Origin of the sequence: Bacillus sp. B4EP4a (assembly GCF_006680105.1) — a bacterium.
Classification (GTDB): domain Bacteria; phylum Bacillota; class Bacilli; order Bacillales; family DSM-1321; genus Peribacillus; species Peribacillus simplex_E.
The window spans coordinates 1-21821 of sequence record NZ_VHIK01000007.1 but is presented as its reverse complement, the minus strand read 5'-3'; the positions used below and the strand labels follow the sequence as shown (position 1 = coordinate 21821).

17 protein-coding genes, 1 pseudogene, 1 riboswitch and 1 other annotated feature are annotated in these 21821 nt (G+C 39.8%); of the genes and pseudogenes, 5 read left to right on the top strand and 13 right to left on the bottom strand.

Going from position 1 to position 21821, the window contains the following annotated elements; genetic code table 11:
- Window positions 1–35: 35 nt before the first annotated feature.
- On the top strand, window positions 36–635 hold the full coding sequence (locus tag FNK51_RS04270) for a TetR/AcrR family transcriptional regulator (protein WP_098373043.1): 600 nt from the start codon (window positions 36–38) through the stop codon (window positions 633–635).
- A gap of 234 nt (window positions 636–869) precedes the next feature.
- On the opposite strand, the gene FNK51_RS04265 is transcribed toward FNK51_RS04270, so the two are convergent.
- Complete coding sequence (locus FNK51_RS04265; RefSeq protein ID WP_076370632.1) at window positions 870–1061, bottom strand: hypothetical protein; 192 nt, start codon at window positions 1059–1061, stop codon at window positions 870–872.
- Between the two features lie 331 nt (window positions 1062–1392).
- Window positions 1393–1535: riboswitch (cyclic di-AMP (ydaO/yuaA leader) on the top strand.
- 173 nt (window positions 1536–1708) lie between these two features.
- Here FNK51_RS04265 and FNK51_RS04260 point away from each other — a divergent pair.
- Window positions 1709–3040 (top strand): TrkH family potassium uptake protein, encoded by a 1332-nt coding sequence (locus FNK51_RS04260; protein ID WP_141992536.1) that lies wholly within the window; start codon window positions 1709–1711, stop codon window positions 3038–3040.
- 23 nt (window positions 3041–3063) lie between these two features.
- Complete coding sequence (locus FNK51_RS04255; protein ID WP_098373041.1) at window positions 3064–3720, top strand: potassium channel family protein; 657 nt, start codon at window positions 3064–3066, stop codon at window positions 3718–3720.
- Between the two features lie 141 nt (window positions 3721–3861).
- Here FNK51_RS04255 and FNK51_RS04250 read toward each other — a convergent pair whose 3' ends face one another.
- The 3 genes and pseudogenes from FNK51_RS04250 to FNK51_RS04240 form a co-directional block, all read right to left on the bottom strand.
- On the bottom strand, window positions 3862–4695 hold the full coding sequence (locus FNK51_RS04250) for an STAS domain-containing protein (protein ID WP_141992535.1): 834 nt from the start codon (window positions 4693–4695) through the stop codon (window positions 3862–3864).
- 415 nt (window positions 4696–5110) lie between these two features.
- Window positions 5111–5356, bottom strand: a pseudogene (locus FNK51_RS04245) (SAM-dependent methyltransferase); the annotation flags it as partial.
- A gap of 85 nt (window positions 5357–5441) precedes the next feature.
- Window positions 5442–6332 carry a PhzF family phenazine biosynthesis protein gene (locus FNK51_RS04240; RefSeq protein WP_141992534.1) on the bottom strand — a complete coding sequence of 297 codons (891 nt, stop codon included), beginning with the start codon at window positions 6330–6332 and terminating at the stop codon, window positions 5442–5444.
- A gap of 149 nt (window positions 6333–6481) precedes the next feature.
- Window positions 6482–6734 (top strand) — a binding site (T-box leader).
- Window positions 6735–6798: 64 nt separating this feature from the next.
- On the opposite strand from FNK51_RS04240, the gene FNK51_RS04235 reads away from it, so the two are divergent.
- The gene (locus FNK51_RS04235) at window positions 6799–7623 is read left to right on the top strand and encodes an ATP-grasp domain-containing protein (RefSeq protein ID WP_141992533.1); all 825 of its coding nucleotides are present in this window, start codon (window positions 6799–6801) and stop codon (window positions 7621–7623) included.
- Window positions 7624–8058: 435 nt separating this feature from the next.
- Here FNK51_RS04235 and FNK51_RS04230 read toward each other — a convergent pair whose 3' ends face one another.
- The 8 genes from FNK51_RS04230 to FNK51_RS04195 form a co-directional block, all read right to left on the bottom strand.
- A complete protein-coding gene (locus FNK51_RS04230) occupies window positions 8059–9339 on the bottom strand; it encodes a M20 family metallopeptidase (protein WP_141992532.1) in 1281 nt (426 codons plus the stop codon).
- 683 nt (window positions 9340–10022) lie between these two features.
- Window positions 10023–10994, bottom strand: a complete 972-nt coding sequence (gene galE, locus FNK51_RS04225; protein ID WP_141992531.1) for a UDP-glucose 4-epimerase GalE — start codon at window positions 10992–10994, stop codon at window positions 10023–10025.
- A gap of 103 nt (window positions 10995–11097) precedes the next feature.
- On the bottom strand, window positions 11098–14700 hold the full coding sequence (locus FNK51_RS04220; protein ID WP_141992530.1) for a CDP-glycerol glycerophosphotransferase family protein: 3603 nt from the start codon (window positions 14698–14700) through the stop codon (window positions 11098–11100).
- Between the two features lie 154 nt (window positions 14701–14854).
- Window positions 14855–15742: a UTP--glucose-1-phosphate uridylyltransferase GalU gene (gene galU, locus FNK51_RS04215; protein WP_098373027.1), complete on the bottom strand. Its 888-nt coding sequence runs from the start codon at window positions 15740–15742 to the stop codon at window positions 14855–14857.
- Between the two features lie 394 nt (window positions 15743–16136).
- Window positions 16137–16778, bottom strand: coding sequence for an NAD(P)-dependent oxidoreductase (locus FNK51_RS04210; protein ID WP_141992529.1), 642 nt, complete (start codon window positions 16776–16778; stop codon window positions 16137–16139).
- Between the two features lie 349 nt (window positions 16779–17127).
- Window positions 17128–18024, bottom strand: coding sequence for a hypothetical protein (locus tag FNK51_RS04205; RefSeq protein WP_141992528.1), 897 nt, complete (start codon window positions 18022–18024; stop codon window positions 17128–17130).
- A gap of 300 nt (window positions 18025–18324) precedes the next feature.
- The gene (locus tag FNK51_RS04200; RefSeq protein ID WP_141992527.1) at window positions 18325–18732 is read right to left on the bottom strand and encodes a disulfide oxidoreductase; all 408 of its coding nucleotides are present in this window, start codon (window positions 18730–18732) and stop codon (window positions 18325–18327) included.
- 2 nt (window positions 18733–18734) lie between these two features.
- Window positions 18735–19424 carry a DsbA family protein gene (locus tag FNK51_RS04195; protein WP_098373023.1) on the bottom strand — a complete coding sequence of 230 codons (690 nt, stop codon included), beginning with the start codon at window positions 19422–19424 and terminating at the stop codon, window positions 18735–18737.
- Window positions 19425–19738: 314 nt separating this feature from the next.
- Here FNK51_RS04195 and FNK51_RS04190 point away from each other — a divergent pair, with 314 nt between their 5' ends.
- Window positions 19739–20170: an Rrf2 family transcriptional regulator gene (locus tag FNK51_RS04190; protein ID WP_098373022.1), complete on the top strand. Its 432-nt coding sequence runs from the start codon at window positions 19739–19741 to the stop codon at window positions 20168–20170.
- Window positions 20171–20217: 47 nt separating this feature from the next.
- Here the strand turns inward: FNK51_RS04190 and FNK51_RS04185 are convergent.
- Window positions 20218–21821: SH3 domain-containing protein (locus FNK51_RS04185; protein WP_286178570.1), on the bottom strand; the 1604-nt coding region annotated here is incomplete at its 5' end.

The following is a 21821-nucleotide window of genomic DNA, read 5'->3' as shown; positions in this document are numbered from 1 at the left end:
ACATTTGGAAAAATGTTCAGTGAAGGAGACATTCCATGGCATCGATTCATGAGGATATGGTACAAAAGACGAAAATGCAGATACAATATCATTTCATTGCACTCGTTGAAGCAGAGGGGTTCTCACATGTATCAGTGAAGAAAATTGCAGAGCGCGCCAACATTAATCGGGGTACATTCTATTTGCATTACACAGATAAATATGAATTGATGGATCACTTACAGCAGGAATTGTTAAATGAACTTCAAACTCGCATTACTGCCATTTTGCCGAAAGAGGCTTTTATGGCTCTTCATCAACAACAGCTTTACCCGCCCTTCATAGCGATTTTTCAATTCATCAGTGAGCATGCCCACGCTTTGAGGGCCATTCTTGGCGATCAGGGCGATCCTTCTTTTGCAAAAAAAATAAAGCGCGTATTCGGTGAAGTACTATTGGAGCGTTTGATCAGCCATCATCCTGCAGCTAAAGATGAAGCATTCCGCATGTATATGCACGCCTTCATGACATCGGCGATTTTAGGGGTGATACAGGAGTGGCTGGAGAATTGTGAAGAGCAGACGGCGGAAGAAATGGCGAAAATCCATTTTCAAATCTTGAACTTCATCAGCCAATTGCGCACATTCATACAATGAACGATCAAAGGCATGTTCCATCAACATACCTTTAAATCTGATTACATCTTGGCTTCCGCTCCTATATTACCAACGGAATAATACCTGCTCTTAGAGATGCTCATAGCAAAAAAACTCATTTAAAATAAATGAGTTTAAAAGCAAAACAAGATATGGATTTTTCGCTCAGCGTTCCCGGATAGAGCACAGGGATTTCATAATTGAATACCTAATGATGTTAGGATTTTAGTTGATTTACCTTAGGGAAAACAATTTTAAAAACGGATTCTTTTTCTTATCCGTTATCCTTAACTCATCCATGATGATTTGATCCTCATGATCGGCTATCCATTTCCTTAGTGCATCTTTATCCTGGCATTGTGTTAAATATGTCTGGCCACCCTTGCCTGTAGCATTAATAACATATCTATTGAACGTCTTCTCCATAATTGCCCGCCTTTTTAATAAAATATGTTGAATTTTTAAATACGAATGCAATGCTTTTTTTCTTTATCATTTACAAAAGAAACATAATATATATTACAAATTTTGATTGGCAAATAGTGTGTTCTGCTTGAAAGTATTGAATAAAGTACATCGATGCTGGTTATCATAATCGGATTAATCGAACCTATCATAATGTGCTAACTAATATTTGTCAATACGTTTTTAAAATGTAAATGAAACGTAAATTTTCAGTCTTGTTAAAGAAATATTTTTTTACGATTTAGGGGTTTACAACTGCTAAATGATGGGAGTAGAATACGTTTATCAATTTAATGCATTTCGGCCTAAACTCAAGGGAATTGAGTACGGAGGACCCAATCAATTGGGGTTAATTCTGCCTTGCAGAAGGGATGAGATCAGCTCTTTCGCCATCCTACCCGTCAGCTAACTTCGTCGGCTAAAGCGAAGGAGGTCATAAGACCGCCTATTTCGGGAGTTTATTTGCACGCTTTTTGTGGCAAAATAACTGTTCGTTGTTTTCGCTGGTCTTTTTATTATGCCTTTAAAAAGATTTCTGAAAGCAGATTGATGATTAAAATCGCATACAGTTTCACACAATTTTTTTAGGTAGGGATGATCATTTGAGAATGAAAAAAAATTTATTGGATCCGCCCAAAATACTTGTACTAGGCTTTGCCATCCTGATACTTATTGGGGCCTATTTATTAACCCTGCCGATATCCACAGAAAATGGAAATGGTCTTTCTTTTCTGGATGCTTTATTCACCTCGACTTCCGCTACATGTGTAACAGGACTGGTCGTAGTGGATACAGGAACGACCTTCACCACTTTTGGTGAGTTGGTCATCTTAACACTGATACAGATAGGCGGTTTAGGGTTCATGTCATTTGCGACATTTTTCTTTTTCCTTTTAGGCAAAAAGATTTCTTTAAAAGGCAGGTTACTCTTGCAGGAATCCTTAAATAATCTATCCATGGCAGGTGTAGTCAGGTTAGTGAAACGGCTTTTAATTTTCACGGCAATCATTGAGGGCATGGGTGCCCTTATTCTATCGATTCGCTTTTCTTTTGACATGCCAATCGGCAAAGCAATCTATTACGGGGTTTTTCATTCCATATCGAATTTCAATAATGCCGGCTTTGATTTAATGGGGGAATTCAAGAGTTTGACCCCTTATGTATCGGACCCCTTCGTGACCCTTACGGTCGTCTTCCTCATCACGTTTGGCGGAATAGGTTTTATCGTGATGAATGAAATATACGAATACCGTGATACCCATCGTTTATCCATACATACGAAGATTGTTCTGACGACTAGCTTGGCACTTACGATTGCCGGCGCAATTTTAATCTTTTTATTCGAGTTCGGCAATGCCAAGACATTGCAGCCTTTATCTTTCATGGGTAAAATGCTGTCATCATTATTTCAATCGGTATCACCAAGGACGGCAGGCTCCAATACGCTGAATATCCCTGATTTAACTCAGCCTACATTACTGCTCATCATTTTCTTGATGTTCGTCGGGGCTTCACCCGGATCGACTGGCGGCGGGATTAAAACGACTACATTGGCAACGCTTGTCGGAACGGTTTGGTCACAGATTAAAGGAAAGGGTGATGTGGTATTATTCCGGCACCGCATTGTGAGTGAAACGATCTTTAAAGCATTGTCCGTTACATTCATTGGCGTATTCATGGTTTCAATCATCTCCATTCTGCTGACCATCACTGAAAGCGGAAGTGACTTCTTGATGATTTTATTTGAAGCCACTTCAGCATTTGCCACCGTGGGACTTTCAATGGGTTTGACCCCTGAATTATCACCGGTTGGCCGGATGCTCATCATTTTCACGATGTTTGCAGGCCGTGTGGGTCCTTTGACTTTGGCCTTTGCCATCGCTATGAGGCGCAAACCAGATCCGTTCCGACGTCCAAAAGGGAAAATCATGATTGGTTAAACATAAATGAAGGAGTGTAAAAGATGGGAAAACGACAATATGCCGTGATCGGTCTAGGCAGATTCGGAACCAGTGTGGCCCATAGATTATATACGGCTGGCCAAGAGGTATTGGGTATTGATGTCAACGAGGAAAGAGTCGAGAATGCGGAACTGAGTGTTACCCATGCTATCATGGCGGATACGACTGAAGAAGAGACATTGAAATCAATCGGAATCCGTAATTTCGATTGTGTCATCGTAGCCATCGGAAATGACATGCAATCGAGCATTTTAACTACCTTGCTTTTAAAAGAGCTTGGGGTCGATAAGGTCATTGCCAAAGCACTTAATAAAAATCACGGTCAGGTGCTCACTAAAGTCGGGGCCGACTGGGTCATCTATCCTGAGAGGGATATGGGGGAGCGGGTCGCGAATCAACTCCTGTCCCCTAACATGCTGAACTATATAGAACTCTCTAAAGAATACAATATCGAGGAAATCATCCTCCCCATGAGCATGAAGGGAAAAAGCCTCAGGGAGCTTGATCTACGGGCAAAATATAATATCAGCGTCATTGCCATCGTGAGTAATGGAGAAATCATCATAGCCCCCTCACCGGATCAGGATATCCATGAAAATGATATACTTTTAGTGGTTGGCAATAAAGAAGATCTAGCCGTCTTTGCCAATATTGAATAATCCAACAGGTTCCGGCTCTTGCTTTATGGGCCCTGTACCTATTTGAATGCAGCATCACTTATACATGCGAGAAGACCGCCATATGGAGGTCTTCTCGATGATATTTATAACGAGCATCCCTATGCCCTGGATATGTATGTATTATTTTATCGTACTGATTGCTTGGGCAAGAGTGGACTTTATCGTCACTTTATCAAAAGGCAGATGAAGCTTAACGGCAGTCATGGCTATTTCCGGCCGAAGTCCTGAAAGGGTTGTTTGAATACCGATCAAATGTAAGGATTCAATCAATTGTGACAGCTGGTGAGCGGATGCACCATCAATTGCATGAACGCCCGATAGGTCAATGAAAAGCCTTGTGACATTTTTTTCAGCGCACTTTTGTAATGTGTTTTCAAGCAAGGACATGCCCCTAGTCGTGTCAATATCGCCTATCAGGGGAAGCAAAGCCGTGTTATCTTTAAGGGAAATGATGGGCGTGCTCAATTCATCGATCGTTGCCTGTTGGGCTTTCATGATTTTATTGGCATATCTATGATTCGCTTCCGTAAACCGCTCTATCACTTCACTGAACACCTTCACCACTATCCGATACCAGGAATTTATTTCTTCCTGCGTATATTTATCTCCATGCAATCCCACAAACCGGTCAATATAATCCAGGTATTGCTCTTGCGTTCGAAAGAACTCCCTCAATATAAAATAGATGGGTGTGTTTAAATGCTGCTCATCCTGACCGATATCTTCAATCCAATCACCAAGCCAATTAAAGAATTCCCTCTCTTCTGTAACAAAGACCTGAAAGAAACGTAAATGGAATTCATTATTTTGCTGCTTAAGTTTTTTAATCACTTTGAGATCGGTTGAGCTATAAACCCCCGCCTTATCGTTCTTATTCAATGTTGCGTACCAATCCTCAGTTAATTGTCCTGCCACACCCAATAAAAAGGAATATAGTTCTTTATTTCTATGCATAAGTTTCTCCACCTATTTTTTTTATAAAATAGCATTCCAATTGGTCTCAGTAATCAATAAATCCAATGCAGCTAATTACAGAAATCAGCATTGTCAGGCTATTGAAATATCATCAAAGTAAGCATCGAAGATAATTTCTCAATACATGAAATGTCATGACCTGATACCCAATGGTCCCCTCTTTCCATATACCTTCCCAGCTGTTTTTGAAACCATACAACCACTGTTTTTTTAAAAAAAATTTGCAGGAACCTACATCTATTATTCTGGTAAATCTGCGTTCACCCAAAAAGCATTTTATTATTATAGTTTACCATTTTTATATTTAGTTAACAAATCCTCCCTTTTCTTTATAACAAAAAAGGACCTGCTCCCAGATCCTCCGTTCATCACCATTTCGCCTATCTTATGAGAATTACTTTTTCATAAATAAGGCCGTCCATAAGCCTTGCACCCCAAACGTTTCATCCGATTGTTCCATTTTCCTCATTTTACGTATTTCCAGCACGTCAAATTCCTTGAAGATCATTCTGAGTTTTTCTTCAGTAAAACCTAATCCGCCTTTAAGGCTTCCCTGCCTATATACTTCCCAATCTGAAAGATCTGCACCACCCAATATGCCGCCTTCGACAAAACAAGTAATTGAATACAATCCCTTAGGCACCCTGTGCTAAGACACGAAAAGTCTTAGCACAGGGTTTTTATATGATTATCATTCAACCGCCCATCCTCCTCTGCATGAACCTTTAGACTTCCACTTCAAATTCTTTAACGTAGACGGCATTCCCGGTGATTTCAATATCATATATGTCATGGTTTTTGGTAGCCGTAACGCGGACTCTCCCATCCTTCCCGATTTCATGTCCCTGTTCGATTAACAGGTGCACCTCATCTTCAAGACCATCCTTTATGTATTTTGCATAATAAGCGCCCATTACACCTGAAGCCGTTCCCGTAACAGGGTCTTCAAGCGTACCTGAAAATGGCGAGGAAAAATGCCTGGCATGCATATGGGCATCACTATCATACGTTTCCAGGCAAAAGGGATGAACAGAAGCTCTTGGCATTTCCTTTAATAATTGCGGAAACAGTTTATTGTTCGCCTTCATCCTTTTGAATGAATCGCGTTCTTTTACCGGAACCAGTAAAGTCCATAAGCCTGTACTTCCGTAAACAATAGGTAATTCATTTTCCAGATCTTCTATATCAAGTCCCAGGGAACTGGCCAAGCCGACCTTATCTCCGCTAAACTCTTCAAACTGTGGCGCGGCCTGCTTCATCGTAATGTATACCTCTTGATCCGCGGTCGTATGGATCTTGATTGGCAATATTCCTGCTCCTGTTTCAATCATCAGCTCATCTTTATCCAATAATCCCCTGCTCTTCAGTGCATGGATGGTAGCCATTGTCGCGTGACCGCAGAGATTCATTTCGTGTCCTGGTGTAAAATAACGGATTCTAAGATCCGCAATATCGGACTTCATGGGAAAAGAGGTTTCATTGAACCCCACCTTCAGCGCTATATCCTGCATTTCCTTTTCCGTCAGTCCATCCGCATCTAAAACGACACCTGCCGGATTTCCTTTATTCGGTTTACTACTGAACGCATCGTAATGAAAAACCCTTACCATTTTCAAATCTAACATCTCCTATTAAATGAATGGTGCTTCTTTTTTAATAGTAATTCTATATCTCCATCAAAATCCCTCTTTCGTCCTATACTCAGTGAAACGACCATTGATTTTATTTTCTGACTATTGTACAATTACTCAAATTCATCTAATTGTAAAATTCCATGAAGGGAAGGAGTACGTTATAGCTTCTGTTCCAAAGAGAGCTGGTGCTTTGCTGAAAGCCAGTGTCCAGAATATAACCGAAAATCATCCCCGAGAAGTAAAGCCCAATCTTCAGTAAGCTTTACCGGTTTCCCCCGTTATATGGGACAACGTACTATTGTGCGTTTGTAAAGGGTAGTAATGTGCTCTCGAAGCATTTTATTAAACAAGAGTGGTACCGCGAGTTAAAATCTCGTCTCTTAATGAGACGGGATTTTTTGTTTTTATCATAATCAATGAAAATAACGGAAAAGCAGGTGCAGGAATAATGCAGACACTATTATTCGTAACAGATTTATACTATGAAGCAAAAGGAAGAAATTATTATGAGGAGGATTTGTTCCTTACTTCGAAACTTAGAGAAGATTTTCAATTAGTACTATGCCATCCTGAAGACATTGAAACGTTTGAAAAGGATTTTGACCTAATCGTATTTCGAAATGCCGGTCCAGTCGCCAATTTTAAAGATAAGTATCTAGCATTCCGTAACAGAGTGGCTGCTGGTAATTTGAAAACGTACAATTCATTTGTTGGAAAGGCTGATATGAACGGGAAGGAATACTTAATTGAACTGACGAATGCTCAATTCCCTGTCATTCCGACAATCGATACACTTGAATCCTTAAATAAACTTCCTGATGTGGAAACGTATATAGTTAAGCCGAAAGATGGCGCGGATTCCATCGGTTTGGAATTTGCCACGAAAGAAGAATTGGGAAATAAAATGGATTCAGAATCAAAGAACACATTGGTGCAGCCATTTATCAACTTTGAGTATGAAGTCTCTTTTTATTTTATCGATACGGAATTTCAGTATGCCCTCTATGCGCCTGACAAAGAGAAAAGATGGGAATTAAAAGAATATAAACCTACTGAAGCAGATCTGGCCTTTGCTAAACGATTTATTGAATGGAACAATCTTGATTGGGGAATCCAACGCGTTGATGCCTGCCGGAATGAACAAGGTGAACTTTTATTAGTAGAACTTGAAGATCTAAACCCCTATCTTTCCCTGTTGGAATTAACCGATGAAACACGCCAGAATTTTGTAAAAGCCATGAAAAAATCCTTACAGAAAGCACTTCAGGCTTAGTATAAAGTGCGAGGTAGGTCGAATAACTGCGTCAACGGCGGAAAAAAGTTAGAAGAAAAAATATTGGAAATAGACAGAAGACAAAGAAGAAAATAAAAGAGTGGTGGAAGTTTTAGGATTAAACTTTCACCACTTTATTTATGGACAAATAAGAATCTCACTTGCAAGCTCCGATTTTATGAATCGCAGGCGAGGTTTGCGATCTCTTCTTTTTAGCCGTCATTTGGAAAAACAAAGTTTGATATACTAACCGAATTCCTAAAAGGAGATAGGTAAATGAAAGTTGTATTAAAGTATTTAGTCATTGAACTAAAGAATTAATACCAACGAGTATATAAATATTCCCACCATATACACCTTGAAAGAGAACCTTAACAGTAGCACGTGCAGTATACCCTGCATCATTAACCTGCATAAAGTTTAGTGAAAATAGATTTAAAATGACCTAAGATATTTGACTGCCGTCTCAGCATATATCTCGGCAGATTCTACTAAGTTCTCCACTGAAACCCGCTCATCGTACCCATGGATAGTGTGTTCCAGCCCAGGACCGTAAAGGACGGTATCAATGCCATGGCGCCGGAAGTGACTGGCATCACTTGAACCAAGCAAAAGTACGCTGAAGACGGGTTCCTCCATTCCAAGGACACTCTGGATTCCCAGTTCTATGGCCCTGACAATTGGACGATTCTCTAAGGTCCAGTTCGGGTTAGTACAGGGTACCATTGGCTCTACAACCGCACCTGGCGCTACAGTACTAACAAGATTCCTAGCGACATCAAGTACAAACTCGGGCTTCATACCGAATGGAACCCGGGTATCCACTTTAATGATACACTTGTCTGCGACGACGTTCACATTTGTTCCGCCCTGAATTACACCTGGATTGTAAGAGGGACGATAAAGTAACTGTGACAGTAAGGGATTTCCTAGACGCTGAGATAGGAGCCACTCAGTATTGTACAAAAGTTGACAAGGCTCTGCCGGAGGCGTTGCCTTGAGCTCCCATAGCTTGGTTAGTGCTTCGACCGCGGCTGCCCCTCTTCGTACCGCGGAGATTCCATAAAGCGGTTGTAGGCTGCCATGATCTGTCTGACCTGGTATGATCACCTGCATCCATGCCTTGCCCTTTTCACCGGCATTCGGATGGTGGGGGTCCGTTGGTTCACCAATCAGACAAGCATCACCCTTAATCAATCCCTGATCCAGGAGCGAGGCCACCTCAATGCCGCCAGTCTCTTCATCCGGAGAGGCAATAACTCCTAGGCTACCTTTCAAATTAAGAGTGGGGGCGAACTCCTGAAGTAGTCCAGCCACAAAAATCAGTGATGCCAAGCCTCCTTTCATATCGGAGGCTCCCCTACCCAAAAGCATACCTGCTCTGACTTCTCCTGAGAAAGGATCGAAGGTCCAATGTGAACAATCACCTGCAGGTACGACATCTGTATGTCCACAAAATAGGAGCCGTGGACCAGGCACCCTGGTTAAGGGAGCATCACAGACCACAGTAACCAGCGCATTTTCGCTACGGCGGTGCTCGGTAATCAAGAACCCTTTTGCTGCTAGGTATCGGCTAATATGGCGTCCCATTTCTGCTGACTGCTTCATAAACTCGGGCGATGGATTTTCAGTTGGAATTCGAATAAATGAAGCAGCAAGTTCGACTAATTCCTGTTGCCTTGACCTTATCAGCTGCCGGATTATTCTGGTACTCATATAAATACATCCCCTCCATGTCCAGTATTAGCTGCAGTATTTCTATACTATTCTATGTGCTGTTCCTAGATCATATTTCTGGGGTTAAAAGTGGGGAACATTTGATACATGTTATTTAAAGTCGCGTTCAATGCTATAGTTAAACTTAATTAGCCAAAGATATATAGGGGTAGCGTCCGGAAAATGTGCTTAACGTTGTAAATCCGCATTTTCCTGACGCTACCCTTATATAGTAAATATAAGATTATGTAGTGGTAATGCCTAACCTCCGTTTAGCTAATTATGCTTGACTGGTTTTAGGGTTTTTGACTTGCTGAGGTGAAGCATTGAAACGGCTGGAAGGCACTCTTATCCCCTATGCTCAGGAACCTTCTACCCGAAGGCGCTACTGTAAGTTTTAGAGGTTGCATCAAGCAACCGTCAAGCAGGCTCGATGGACAAGCTATCCCCCCTAAAAAACATTTGTGAGCTTACAAAGTTATATAGATATAGATATAGATATTAATACTAATGCTAAACTTGTCTGTTTAATAACGATAATTAATTAAACAAACATAGAATCAAAAAGGGAGCGGATTTCTGAAATCAACTGCAACCTTTTTACAAATAAAAAAACTGCAGGCAAACTCGCTTTTCTTCGAGTTTGTCTACAGTCTGAAACAACTTTTAATCTATCCGGGCCTTTATTTCAAAAGAGATTTATGCCATTTCCACGCACTTTCAATGATTTCTTCCAAATCTATCGATGCTTTCCACCCAAGTTCTTCATATATCTTATTAGCCGAAGCAACAAGACGGGCTGGATCTCCAGGGCGACGGTCTGCATACTCGATGGTCGGTTTCACTCCCGTGACTTTTTCACAAGTGTCGATTACATCCTTAACCGAAAATCCTTTTCCATTCCCAAGATTGTAGGTGGCCGTATCCTTCTTACCGGATAAAAGGGCTTGAAGCGCGATTATATGGGCTTGAGCTAAATCCGTTACATGGATATAATCACGGATGCAAGTGCCATCTTCTGTGTCATAGTCCGTACCAAACACGGAAATCTTCTCACGTTGACCTAATAAATGCTGTAAAATAATCGGAATCAAGTGTGTTTCCGGATCATGGCTTTCACCGATTTCTGCCGATGCATGTGCTCCGGCCGCATTAAAGTAACGCAAGACGACATAATGAAGTCCATATGCTTTTGCGAAGTCTCCTAAGATCTGCTCTACCATCAATTTCGAGCGGCCATATGGATTAATCGGATTGGTTGGCTGATCCTCATCAATCATATCAACATTCGGTATCCCGTAAGTAGCTGCCGTTGATGAAAAAATGAAATTCTTAACATCATGCTTGAGCATGGTATTCAACAATGTAAGAGTTGCACCTACATTATTTTCATAGTATTTATAAGGATCTTGGACAGACTCCCCAACCAAGCTATTTGCAGCAAAGTGCATAACAGCTTTAATGGGATACTTAAGGAATATATCATTCAAGACCGCTTCGTCCCCTAAATTTCCTTCCACCAAGATGGCCTTCGAATCGACCAGCGAACGAAAACCGGTTGAGAGATTATCCAGAATGACAACCTCTTCAGTATTCACTAACTCTTTTACAAGATGACTTCCAATATATCCTGCACCGCCAACGACCAAAATCATATAGAATTTCCCCTTTTACTTTAAGCTTAAATGAATTCTTGCCAATTTTCTCAACCTATATATGCCATTAGTGTGAGGTCTAATTATAAGAACCTCCCTCATTTTATAAGCATTTATTGAAGGTTTCCATGGCCAATCCATTATATTGGGTGTAATCAAACTTCGCTAGTTTAGGATTATCATTACTAACCATGGTAGATAAGCCCTTTTCCAGTCCATCTATGCTATTTTCGACAAGTAAACCATATTTACCGTTTTCCAAAACGGTTCGGTTAGCCACTATATCAGTAGCCATGATTTTCATTCCTAAAGTCATTGCCTCCAATAATACCATAGGCTGCCCTTCATAATGTGAGGAAAGAACGAAGCAGTCACATTTTTCCATGAACGAAAATGGATTTTCAAGCTGGCCCAAAAGATGAATGGAATGATTTAAGTCCAGCTCATCAATGATTGCCTGCAAATCTTCCTTTAAAGGTCCTTGTCCTAAAATATACAGTTTACTATTTTTGTGTTTTTCATGAAAGCCTGCGAATGCACGAATCAAATTATCTTGGCCTTTTTCAGGTGATAATCTTCCCATATTGACAAAGTTAAAATCATTTTTATCAGGATATGGAACGAATTGATTATTCACTTCCAATCCATGGACCTCTTGTACGCTTAACGCCTGTTTATCGATCCAGCCTATAGATATCCCGTCCAATAATATATGGGCATAAGTGCCAAGTTGGGTAACCGATTCTTTATCGAATTCCACGATCCGGCCATTAAAGCTTGGTCCATTTTCCAAGACCATGGCATCTTGAAGCCCATAAGGCTTATCCCAAATATTATAATCACCTAAGTTAATTTCGGCAGTGCCGCGCACTTCACGTTCTTTTAACAGGATTGGCTCTTCTATGACTTCGAATGCCCCCGTATTTAACCAGCCAATTTTCTTATTATCGATTTCGAAAAGGTAATAGCCGCCTTTGTTGGTTCTGTTATACTTTATGATTCTGACGATTTGCCCTTCAAAATCGATTGCCTTACTCACTCTTTTAGCCTTGTAGTTCGGATAAGCCTTCGTCCAGATCGTATGCTCCTCCGGATTAGTTATTTTTCCGTACTTCTGATTACCCGTGTTTATTTCCTTCAGCGTCCTATTCTCAATCTTATCAATGAACTTTTTATTGTTTTTATAGTTTCTGGATATTATATACTTTCTTTTCATCATGATTTGCAGCTTGTCATTTAAGCTCATGTCTTCATTGATTGTACAATGTTCAAGCATGGATAAAGCCGAATTATCTATCCAGCCTATTATCTTATCTTTTACAGATATTCTGCTATAAATCGAATGCTGGGTTTTTGCTTCCTTATCGACGTTTACAATGATCCCTTTAAAATCTTGACTGCCGGAAACTTTGTACGTTCCTTCAACTTTATACGGCAACGACCAAATATAGTTTCCTCTTGGTCTTACTAACCTCGCAATTTTATCCAATTCTTTTTCATAAATAATGCTGTCTGGCAACAGTTCCACAGCTTCTTCACTAATCCAGCCAATTATTTGATTGTTATGACTGAATTTATAAAAAGTGTTCTGATTAGCATAGGCCTTTCTCGAAATCACAATTTCAGCACCTTCAAATCGTTCTTCCAGTGGAAATTGAGTGGCATTCGAAATTCCCGGAAGGGTATTCCAAACTTGATTATCCTTAACATCTCTTAATATCGCCCTTGCTTTGAAGTTTTCTGTGATCAATGCCTTTTCATCATTTTCGATAGCTTCAGATTTATTTGGCTCGATTTGAAGGATTTTATCGGGGTTGATAGAATTCATTACATAATCAAATTTATCGAAGTCTGCATACTCCAATAGATTCTTACGGTTTAATTCCATCGTTCCCGCAGAAACACTTACAAGCTTATCAAATCGATTGTATACGGAAAACAATCCCCTTAGATTGATACGGTGAGGTCTCTTTCCATTAAAAGTTTTCTCACTTTCGGAAAGCAAATCATTATGCATATAACAAACTTTCTTTTTTGCATCTGCCGCCAGCAAGTATTTGGCCCAATAATGGCTATAACCGCTAAAATCGATCACAAAATCAAATTTTGTTTTACCGAATAAACGTGCATGCTCTCTAATATAGGCATTTTCCGGGTAAAGCTTTTTCCCTAAGAAACCTCTTTCCCCTCTGTTATGGATGAATTTATCTTTGTAGACTTCCAGGAATTTATACACAGGCAAGCCAGGTTTGAATAGAAAACGCACATTCTTATTTACCTTGCCCAGATTCTTTAAGGCTTCATGAGAATGAGGAGTGGCAGTAAAACAGCTTACATCATATTTCTCATAATCAATATTATTCATTAAATTAATGAAAGAGGATGTTATCCCGTTATCCCTCATTCCGCCCGCATAAATCAATATTTTTTCCTTTGCGGAATCCAGGCCGGTAATTGTGTTTAGTTGTTTCGTAGAATTATTGAAAATATTATCGACTATTCTTTCTGTTACTTTTCCATCCTCATGGTTAGTGAATTCCCCCTGCATTTTTTTATATTTATCGTAATATCTCGATTTCACATTTTTAATGTCTTTAATGGCCAGTGCCAATTCTTTTGAGTTAAAAAGCATCGGTCCCGGAAGTTCGTCATTTTGGAGATATTGTCCCCTTTGCTCTGCATAAACGTCCGTATCCCAAGTGTAAAATAGAATGGGCTTATCGGTAACAAGGTAATCAAAGAAAATGCTCGAATAATCCGTGATAAGCAAATCAACTGCAGCAAGCAATTCATTTGTATCCACATAGTCAGGTATAAGCCGATCCTTGATTTCTGAATGCTTGGCCGCCTCTTTATAAAGATAAGGGTGCACCTTAATCAATAGGTTATATCGTTCACCGATTTGACTTTGTAAATCATTCATATCTGCAATGATTTGGAGAAGGTCATTATCCACTTTGGCAAGGTTCGTCCCCTTCCAAGTCGGGGCATATAAAATATTTTCCTTGGCATCACTGATTTTCAAACCTAGCGTCCTTAGATACTCCTTATACTCCCCCGGATCCGTATTCAACGTCAAATCGATCCTCGGATATCCTTCTTCTATAATTTCACCTTTATACAATCCATTCAATTTATAGCTTTTCGTAAACATATTTGTTGTATGGACATTAGGGCTCAAAATGTAATCGGCACTCAAGAAGTTCCTGACAACGTTTTGAGAATGAGAAGGGTTACCGGGAATATCAAAGCCCATATTCTTAAGGGGCGTTCCATGCCAGGTATTGATGTAAATTTGATCGCTTTTAGGGATGAAGAAAGACTGGAATGTGGAGTTATTGATTAAATACTCACTCGTTGCCAACCATTTTAAATATTCCGTTGAATTACGTTGAACAAATTGAACATTCGGCATATCCTTATACTTCGCCATTACACTTGAGAGGACACTGAAATCCTGGATGGACCAAATGTGCATAAAATCTTGATAGTCCTGATTTTCCAGCATATATTTAAACATCGCGTATGGACTGTCAGTCATACTGTTTCCATCACGACTCTCATATAGTATTGTGTTTTTTTGCACGCTTAATCTCTCATAATACTTTGCATATCTATTTACTCGCTGATGGTTTTCCTTCATTAAGAAATTGGCGATAGGCTGTTTAAGGAAATCGACTTTTCTTTTTATTACCTTCTTATTCACTAAATAGGCTCCCCTTTTATCGATTTATATTCACCATTCAAAATTATATTGCCGTTCATTAACCCAAAATAACAACTATGAATGATCAATAGTTGGAGATTTTTTAAAATGATTACTCTATTAAATTAAAAGTTTATGAATGGGCAGTAAAAGTTTATTTGTCCACTGCCTTGTGCAGTTCGAGGATATTTTCCATTACTTTTATGATATCGTCTCTTAAATCAGGACGTTGCAGGGCAAATTCAATGGTCGTTTTCACAAAACCATCAACAACACCTACATCAAAGCGTTTTCCTTCAAAATCGTAAGCGAAGACTTTTTGGATTTCATTCAGTTTTTGGATGGCATCCGTTAGCTGGATTTCACCGCCAGCTCCTGTTTCCTGCTTGGCCAGGAAATCGAATATTTCCGGAGTCAGGATGTATCTTCCCATGATGGCTAAATTGGATGGTGCCGTTCCTTGTTTTGGTTTTTCGACGAAACGGTTCACTTCGTATCTTCTGCCATCTTGCGTAAGCGGGTCAATGATGCCGTATCTATGTGTTTCGTTCTCATTTACCGGCTGCACTCCAATGATGGACGAACCTGTCGCATCATATTCGTTGATTAATTGACGTAGGGAGGGCACATCACTTTCCACGATATCATCGCCTAAAAGGACGGCAAAAGGCTCATCACCAATAAAATTACGTGCACACCAAACAGCATGTCCAAGGCCTCTCGGTTCTTTTTGCCTAATATAGTGGATATTAGCTAAATTGGATGGGTATTGCACCTTCTCCAATAAATCGAATTTCCCTTTATCCCTCAAATTATTCTCTAGTTCGTAAGCATTATCAAAATGATCTTCTATCGCTCGTTTATTCTTTCCTGTGACAATGATTATATCCTCAATTCCCGCTTTCACAGCTTCTTCTATAATATATTGAATAGTAGGTTTATCGACTATTGGCAGCATTTCTTTAGGCATTGCCTTCGTTGCGGGCAAAAATCTAGTTCCCAATCCCGCTGCAGGAATTATGGCCTTTTTAACTTTTTTCATACTTTGTAACTCCTTCATATTAAGATAAATCTACAAAAAACACCAAATTTTTCTGAATCATCCTTTTTATAGTAACATAGACTCGTTTTTTGTAAATATATTAACAGAAAAAATACCCTTCTTTTGTAAATTAACCCATAGTTAAAACTTCCATCCAATGCAATATCCCGCTTAAAAATAAGGCCATTCCCCGATATTTCAGGAAAAGGCCTTATTTTTTTTCACTATACGGATGATAGGCCCAAGGACCTGATCATTTAGCTCCATTCATCATTTCATTCGTTTTTAACGAGTCGTCTGCATCCGGATCTGTTGCGATCAACAGGTCTGCCTATAATTCGGCCATTTCAACGTAAAAAAATGGACGTCACCACAAGGAGCGACGTCCACTAAATTATTCAGCTTCGGCAACAACGGTAAAGCGTTGGTTGATGTGCTGCGGGTTTTCAATTTCATCAAGTACTGCAAGGGCAAAATCGGCATAACTTACATAGCTTTCACCCTTTGAGTTTACCAGAAGATTGTCTTTACCCAGTGTATACCGACCTGTTCTATTTCCTTGCGGATCAAAGAAGGCGGAAGGACTGATGAACGTCCATTGGATGCCAGTGGCATTTTGTAGATCGCCAAGGTTCTTGGATTGATTATAGGCTGTTGCAAAGTATTCTTTAGGGAACTCTGGCGTATCCAGCACGCGGATCGTTTTTGCCTCGTCAACGAAAAGGCTTCCAGCTCCGCCAACAACGATCAGTTTAGTTTGAGGAGCCCCTTTCATAGCCTCAATCAAGATTTTTCCTGCCTCGACATGCAGATGTTCTTTCCCTGGAGCAGCGCCAAATGCATTCACTATCACATCGAATCCTTTAATATCTTCTGATTTCAGATCGAATACGTCTTTTTCCAGTACGGATGCTCCTTGAATTTGGACTTTAGCTTCATCCCTGACAATGGCCGTAACATCATGTCCCCTAGTCAACGCTTCCTTTAAAATCAGACTTCCAGCTTTTCCGCTTGCACCAATAATACCGATTTTCATTTTAAATTCCTCCTATATATTGTTTTTGAAACCTTAATTGTAACTTAAATGCTTACATGTAATAATATAAGTTACAGGTTGCCATTTTGTCAACTTTATTATTTTGAGGAGTTCGGAGATATATTCGAGTTTCGTCGATATATTGCTATTTCCGGTGATATATCCTGCTTTCTCGTCGATATATTGCAATTTCCGGAGATATATCCTGCTTTCTCGTCGATATATTGCTATTTCCGGTGATATATCCTGGTTTTTCGTCGATATATTGCAATTTCCGGTGATATATCCTGGTTTTTCGTCGATATATTGCAGGTTTCGGAGATATATCCTGATTTTCGTCGATATATTGCTATTTCCGGAGATATATCCTGATTTTCGTCGATATCTTGCAGGTTCCGGAGATATATCCTGCTTTTTCGTCGATATATTGCAATTCCCGGTGATATATTCTGGTTTTTCGTCGATATATTGCAGGTTCCGGTGATATATCCTGCTTTTTCGTCGATATCTTGCAATTTTCCGGTGATATATTCTGCTTCCTCGTCGATATATTGCAATTTTCGGTGATATATCCTGCTTTTTCGTCGATATATTGCAGGTTCCGGTGATATATTCTGCTTCCTCGTCGATATATTGCTATTTCCGGTGATATATCCTGCTTTTTCGTCGATATATTGCTATTTCCGGAGATATATCCTGATTTTTCGTCGATATATTGAAGGTTCCGGAGATATATCCTGGTTTTTCGCCGATATATTGCAGGTTCCGGTGATATATCCTGGTTTTTCGTCGATATATTGCAATTTCCGGTGATATATCCTGGTTTTTCGTCGATATATTGCAATTTCCGGAGATATATCCTGGTTTTTCGTCGATATCTTGCAGGTTTCGGAGATATATCCTGGTTTTTCGTCGATATCTTGCAGGTTTCGGAGATATATCCTGATTTTTCGTCGATATCTTGCAATTTCCGGAGATATATCCTGATTTTTCGTCGATATATTGCAGGCTCCGGTGATATATCCTGGTTTTTCGTCGATATATTGCTGTTTCCGGAGATATATCCTGATTTTTCGTCGATATATTGCAGGCTCCGGTGATATATCATGATTTTTGTCGATATATTGCAATTTCCGGAGATATGATTTTCGTCGATATATTGCAGGTTCCGGTGATATATCCTGATTTTCGTCGATATATTGCAGGTTTCGGAGATATATCCTGGTTTTTCGTCGATATCTTGCAATTTCCGGAGATATATCCTGATTTTTCGTCGATATCTTGCAATTTCCGGAGATATATCTGATTTTTCGTCGATATATTGCTATTTCCGGAGATATATCCTGATTTTTCGTCGATATATTGCAATTTCCGGAGATATATCCTGATTTTTCGTCGATATATTGCAATTTCCGGAGATATATTCTGGTTTTTCGTCGATATATGGCTATTTCCTGAGAAATATCCTGAATTTTCGTCGATATATTGCAGTTTTTCGTCGATATATATAAAAAAGCACCATTCCTTTTAGAATGGTGCGCTTAAATTAGCTGTTTTTCTTTTTCATTAGCAGTCCCATGCAGATAGTGATGAGAGTAAACGCGATAAAGGCCAAAAACGGGATCGTGATGAATCCTAGCCAATTTATATACTCACCTGAGCAGGGAACACCGCTTTGACACATTTCAAAATGCTTCAGTGCTGGGATTTTTTGCAGACTATAGTGATACCCTGACACCAACATGCCCAAAATCGATAATGGGAGGATGTATCGGTAAATTTTCAGGTCTTGCTCATAAAAGGCACGGCCCAATAAAATAACGAGCGGGTACATCAAGATCCTTTGATACCAACAAAAGGTACAGGGTACATAATGGAGAATCTCACTAAAGTAGAGACTTCCAGCAGTGGCGATGATCGATAGGATCCAAGAAAATAATAATGGCTTGTTCATCACTATTTCTCCTTCGCTGCATCATCAACCATTTTCTCTAAATCATCAATTGTATTTCCTTCAAACTTCTTGCCATTGACAAATAAGGAAGGAGTTCCAGAAACGCCCAATTCGTCGGCCAAATCCATATCTTTGTTCCATTGGTCCTCGGAATTACCTGCTTTAAAGGAGGAAACTACTTTTTTCACATCTTTGTCATTTGCGATTTCTTTCAATGTTTCTTCTAAGAATTTGTCCGTAAACACATCTACCTTTTCATATTTCAGGTCCTCTGGCTGCTTATCGTACAGAAGCTCATGGAATTTCCAAAAGGTATCATTTCCTAATTCCTGATAAACACTTTCCGCAAATTTAGCGGATCTGGTTGAATCGACGTTAATGAACGAATAATTCATGAAATAAAATTGCGCTTTTCCTGTATCAATCAATTCACTTTGTATAGAAGGAAAGAATTGCTCCTCGAATGTCTTACATACTGGACATTTATAATCACCAAATTCCACTATTTGGACAGGTGCTGATTTTTCACCCAAATAAGGCTGTGATTTATAATCGATTTCATTAACGGCTGTATCTTCGTCCTTCCCATTTGCCAAAAATATAAAGCCAATGATGATTACAGCAATTAACCCTATCATCCAAAACGTGAATGCAGAAGATTGTTTTTGATTACCCTTTTTTTTATTAGCCATCATATACCTCCATCACTTGTAGTTGTGTCGATATTCCTTCTCCAGCCATAGCGGCCGATTTCGATTCCCCCTTCCTGTTGCTTTCACCTGTAACTGATTCATTTACACGTTATAATATAAGTTTCACCATGCTGGTTTGTCAATTACACATACTTTTTATTTTTTGCCTTTGCAGAAACGGCGTTACTTGACAAGGATACGGTTAATGGATAAATATTATTCTTGCAGGCCATTATAACTTGTAACCACTTGAATTACATGTTAAATAATTTATACTATATAAGAATAGAGATTTTAAAGGAGAGAAAAAAGAGATGTCCATCAGTACCCGCTTTTCCGTAGGGATCCATATATTATCTCTTTTAGAAATAAACAAAGAAGGCGTTAACACTTCTGATTTTATTGCAAAAAGTGTAAACACCAACCCAGCCTTAATCAGAAAAATCACCGGCATGCTGAAGAATGCAGGCTTAGTGAACGTTCGTCCGGGTATCGCCGGAGCAACATTGGCCAAGGAATTATCGGATATCACTTTGCTTGATGTTTATCAGGCTGTCAACGTTGCCTCCGATAAAGAATTATTTGGAATCCATGAAAATCCTAATCCAGCATGCACTGTTGGAAGAAATATACAAGATACAATAGAACCCATCTTTTCAGTTGCGGAACTTGCCTTGGAAAAGGCATTGGGAGTGGTAACGATCGAGGATGTCGTTAGGGGTATTCTGGAAAAGGATAAAACTTAATAGCAAAAAAAACACATGAGTCTGACTCATGTGTTTTTTGCCGTTTCTTATTTATACTTAGGAACTTCAATCGTCAATTTATAGGAATCTAGTAAACTATACAAATTATAAATCTGTTTCACTTGTTTTGTTGCCCAGCCAATATCAGTCGCATACTGGTGTGAAGCATATCCATATTTCTCTGAGGCTGTGGGATTCCATCTCATTTTGTAAAGCGTGTCCTGTCCAGCAGAGATATATCCTTTGGCGATGAATTCGGCACCGCCTATGATGGCCGCCTCCGGAGTGAACCAGCCAGCATTATAGGCGTATTGAGCGCCGCTGCTTAGCGCCGTTCCGTCAAATGCTCCCACTCCATACATATTATAGACCGTTTTCCCGTTAACCTTTACGCCAGTAGCTAACGGTGAAGTGCCATTCCCGGTCTCCAGCAAAGCATGTGAAATCAGGTAGATTTCATTGACCCCATATTTCTCCCCTGCCGCAGTGAAGGTTGCAGCTTGGCCTTGTAGAATCCCTTTACCTGAAAGGATTCTATTATTCACTTCAGAAACGTTCATGTTGGTGACTTGAGAGAGCTTGACGAATTGGAATGATTTTACTGGATCATTCACAAAATTATTTGGGTTAAGATTATATTCTATATCTTCCGGACTGGCATTTACCCATGTCTTGTTATAGTCCACCTCATACCAATAGTATCCGTCAGAGCCCTTTACTTTTGATTTAATATTCAATGATTGATTATTGCTGACAGGGCCGACTACCCAATAATTAGATCCAGCTCCGCCCCTGACACGCCATCCGGTTCCTTTAACCGTACCCTTTGTAGAATTGATTAAAGTTAATCCATCTTCGCGTATGTAGGTTTTATAATTTTTATCCGTTTGACCATTTACGGCCATTTGAATTTCAACCATCTTTTCCATCGTAAGATCATACTCTTTATTGATCCTGATTATCGATCCATTCGAACTTCCTGGACCTTCCGGTGCTTTGACTGTTAAATATTGCGTACTGACATATCCCGTTTTTCCATTGGCCGTGACTCTTGACCAGCCATTAGATTCTGAATACACCGTTACGGCCGTATTGTTTACAAGCTTGGCTATAATTGAAGCGGAAGCTGATGCTTGTGACCGCATATTCAGACTGGAGCCATCATTCACATTTACATATTTAACTAACGTGTTTTCTTCTCCGTCCGGATTCAGCCCCGGTAAAGAACCAGGCTTCGTTGCTGATAGATATTGCGTACTGACATAACCTTCTCCGCCATACGCTTTAACTTTTGACCATCCATTTGATTCCGAGATGACTTCTACCTCTACACCCCTTGCCAATTTCACAATGACGGAAGCACTTTCTGACGGCTTATTCCGCATATTCAGTGAACCCGAGCTGACATTTACATATTTCGTTGTCGTTTTTTCAGGTATGGATGGTTTGGAGTCCATTTCAGGCCTTGTCGTTGAAAGAAAGTCAGCACTGACATACCCATCCTTCCCATTGGCCTTGATTTTCGCCCAGCCTTTGGATTCCGAATAGACCGTCACTTCCGTTCCTTTTGACAGCTTTGCGACTATGCTCGCGCTTTCCGATCCGCTTTTTCTCATATTGAGCGTTCCAGAGCTTACGTTTACATATTTCG

What these genes read in the sequence shown, in the direction of transcription:
- FNK51_RS04270 (WP_098373043.1), top strand. Translation starts at nt 36, where the DNA reads ATGGCATCGATTCATGAGGATATGGTACAAAAGACGAAAATGCAGATA.
- FNK51_RS04190 (WP_098373022.1), top strand. Translation starts at nt 19,739, where the DNA reads ATGTCCATCAGTACCCGCTTTTCCGTAGGGATCCATATATTATCTCTT.
- galE (WP_141992531.1), bottom strand. Translation starts at nt 10,994, where the DNA reads ATGATTTTGGTCGTTGGCGGTGCAGGATATATTGGAAGTCATCTTGTA.
- FNK51_RS04230 (WP_141992532.1), bottom strand. Translation starts at nt 9,339, where the DNA reads ATGAGTACCAGAATAATCCGGCAGCTGATAAGGTCAAGGCAACAGGAA.
- FNK51_RS04200 (WP_141992527.1), bottom strand. Translation starts at nt 18,732, where the DNA reads ATGAACAAGCCATTATTATTTTCTTGGATCCTATCGATCATCGCCACT.
- FNK51_RS04195 (WP_098373023.1), bottom strand. Translation starts at nt 19,424, where the DNA reads ATGGCTAATAAAAAAAAGGGTAATCAAAAACAATCTTCTGCATTCACG.
- FNK51_RS04250 (WP_141992535.1), bottom strand. Translation starts at nt 4,695, where the DNA reads ATGCATAGAAATAAAGAACTATATTCCTTTTTATTGGGTGTGGCAGGA.
- FNK51_RS04265 (WP_076370632.1), bottom strand. Translation starts at nt 1,061, where the DNA reads ATGGAGAAGACGTTCAATAGATATGTTATTAATGCTACAGGCAAGGGT.
- galU (WP_098373027.1), bottom strand. Translation starts at nt 15,742, where the DNA reads ATGAAAAAAGTTAAAAAGGCCATAATTCCTGCAGCGGGATTGGGAACT.
- FNK51_RS04255 (WP_098373041.1), top strand. Translation starts at nt 3,064, where the DNA reads ATGGGAAAACGACAATATGCCGTGATCGGTCTAGGCAGATTCGGAACC.
- FNK51_RS04235 (WP_141992533.1), top strand. Translation starts at nt 6,799, where the DNA reads ATGCAGACACTATTATTCGTAACAGATTTATACTATGAAGCAAAAGGA.
- FNK51_RS04260 (WP_141992536.1), top strand. Translation starts at nt 1,709, where the DNA reads ATGAAAAAAAATTTATTGGATCCGCCCAAAATACTTGTACTAGGCTTT.
- FNK51_RS04210 (WP_141992529.1), bottom strand. Translation starts at nt 16,778, where the DNA reads ATGAAAATCGGTATTATTGGTGCAAGCGGAAAAGCTGGAAGTCTGATT.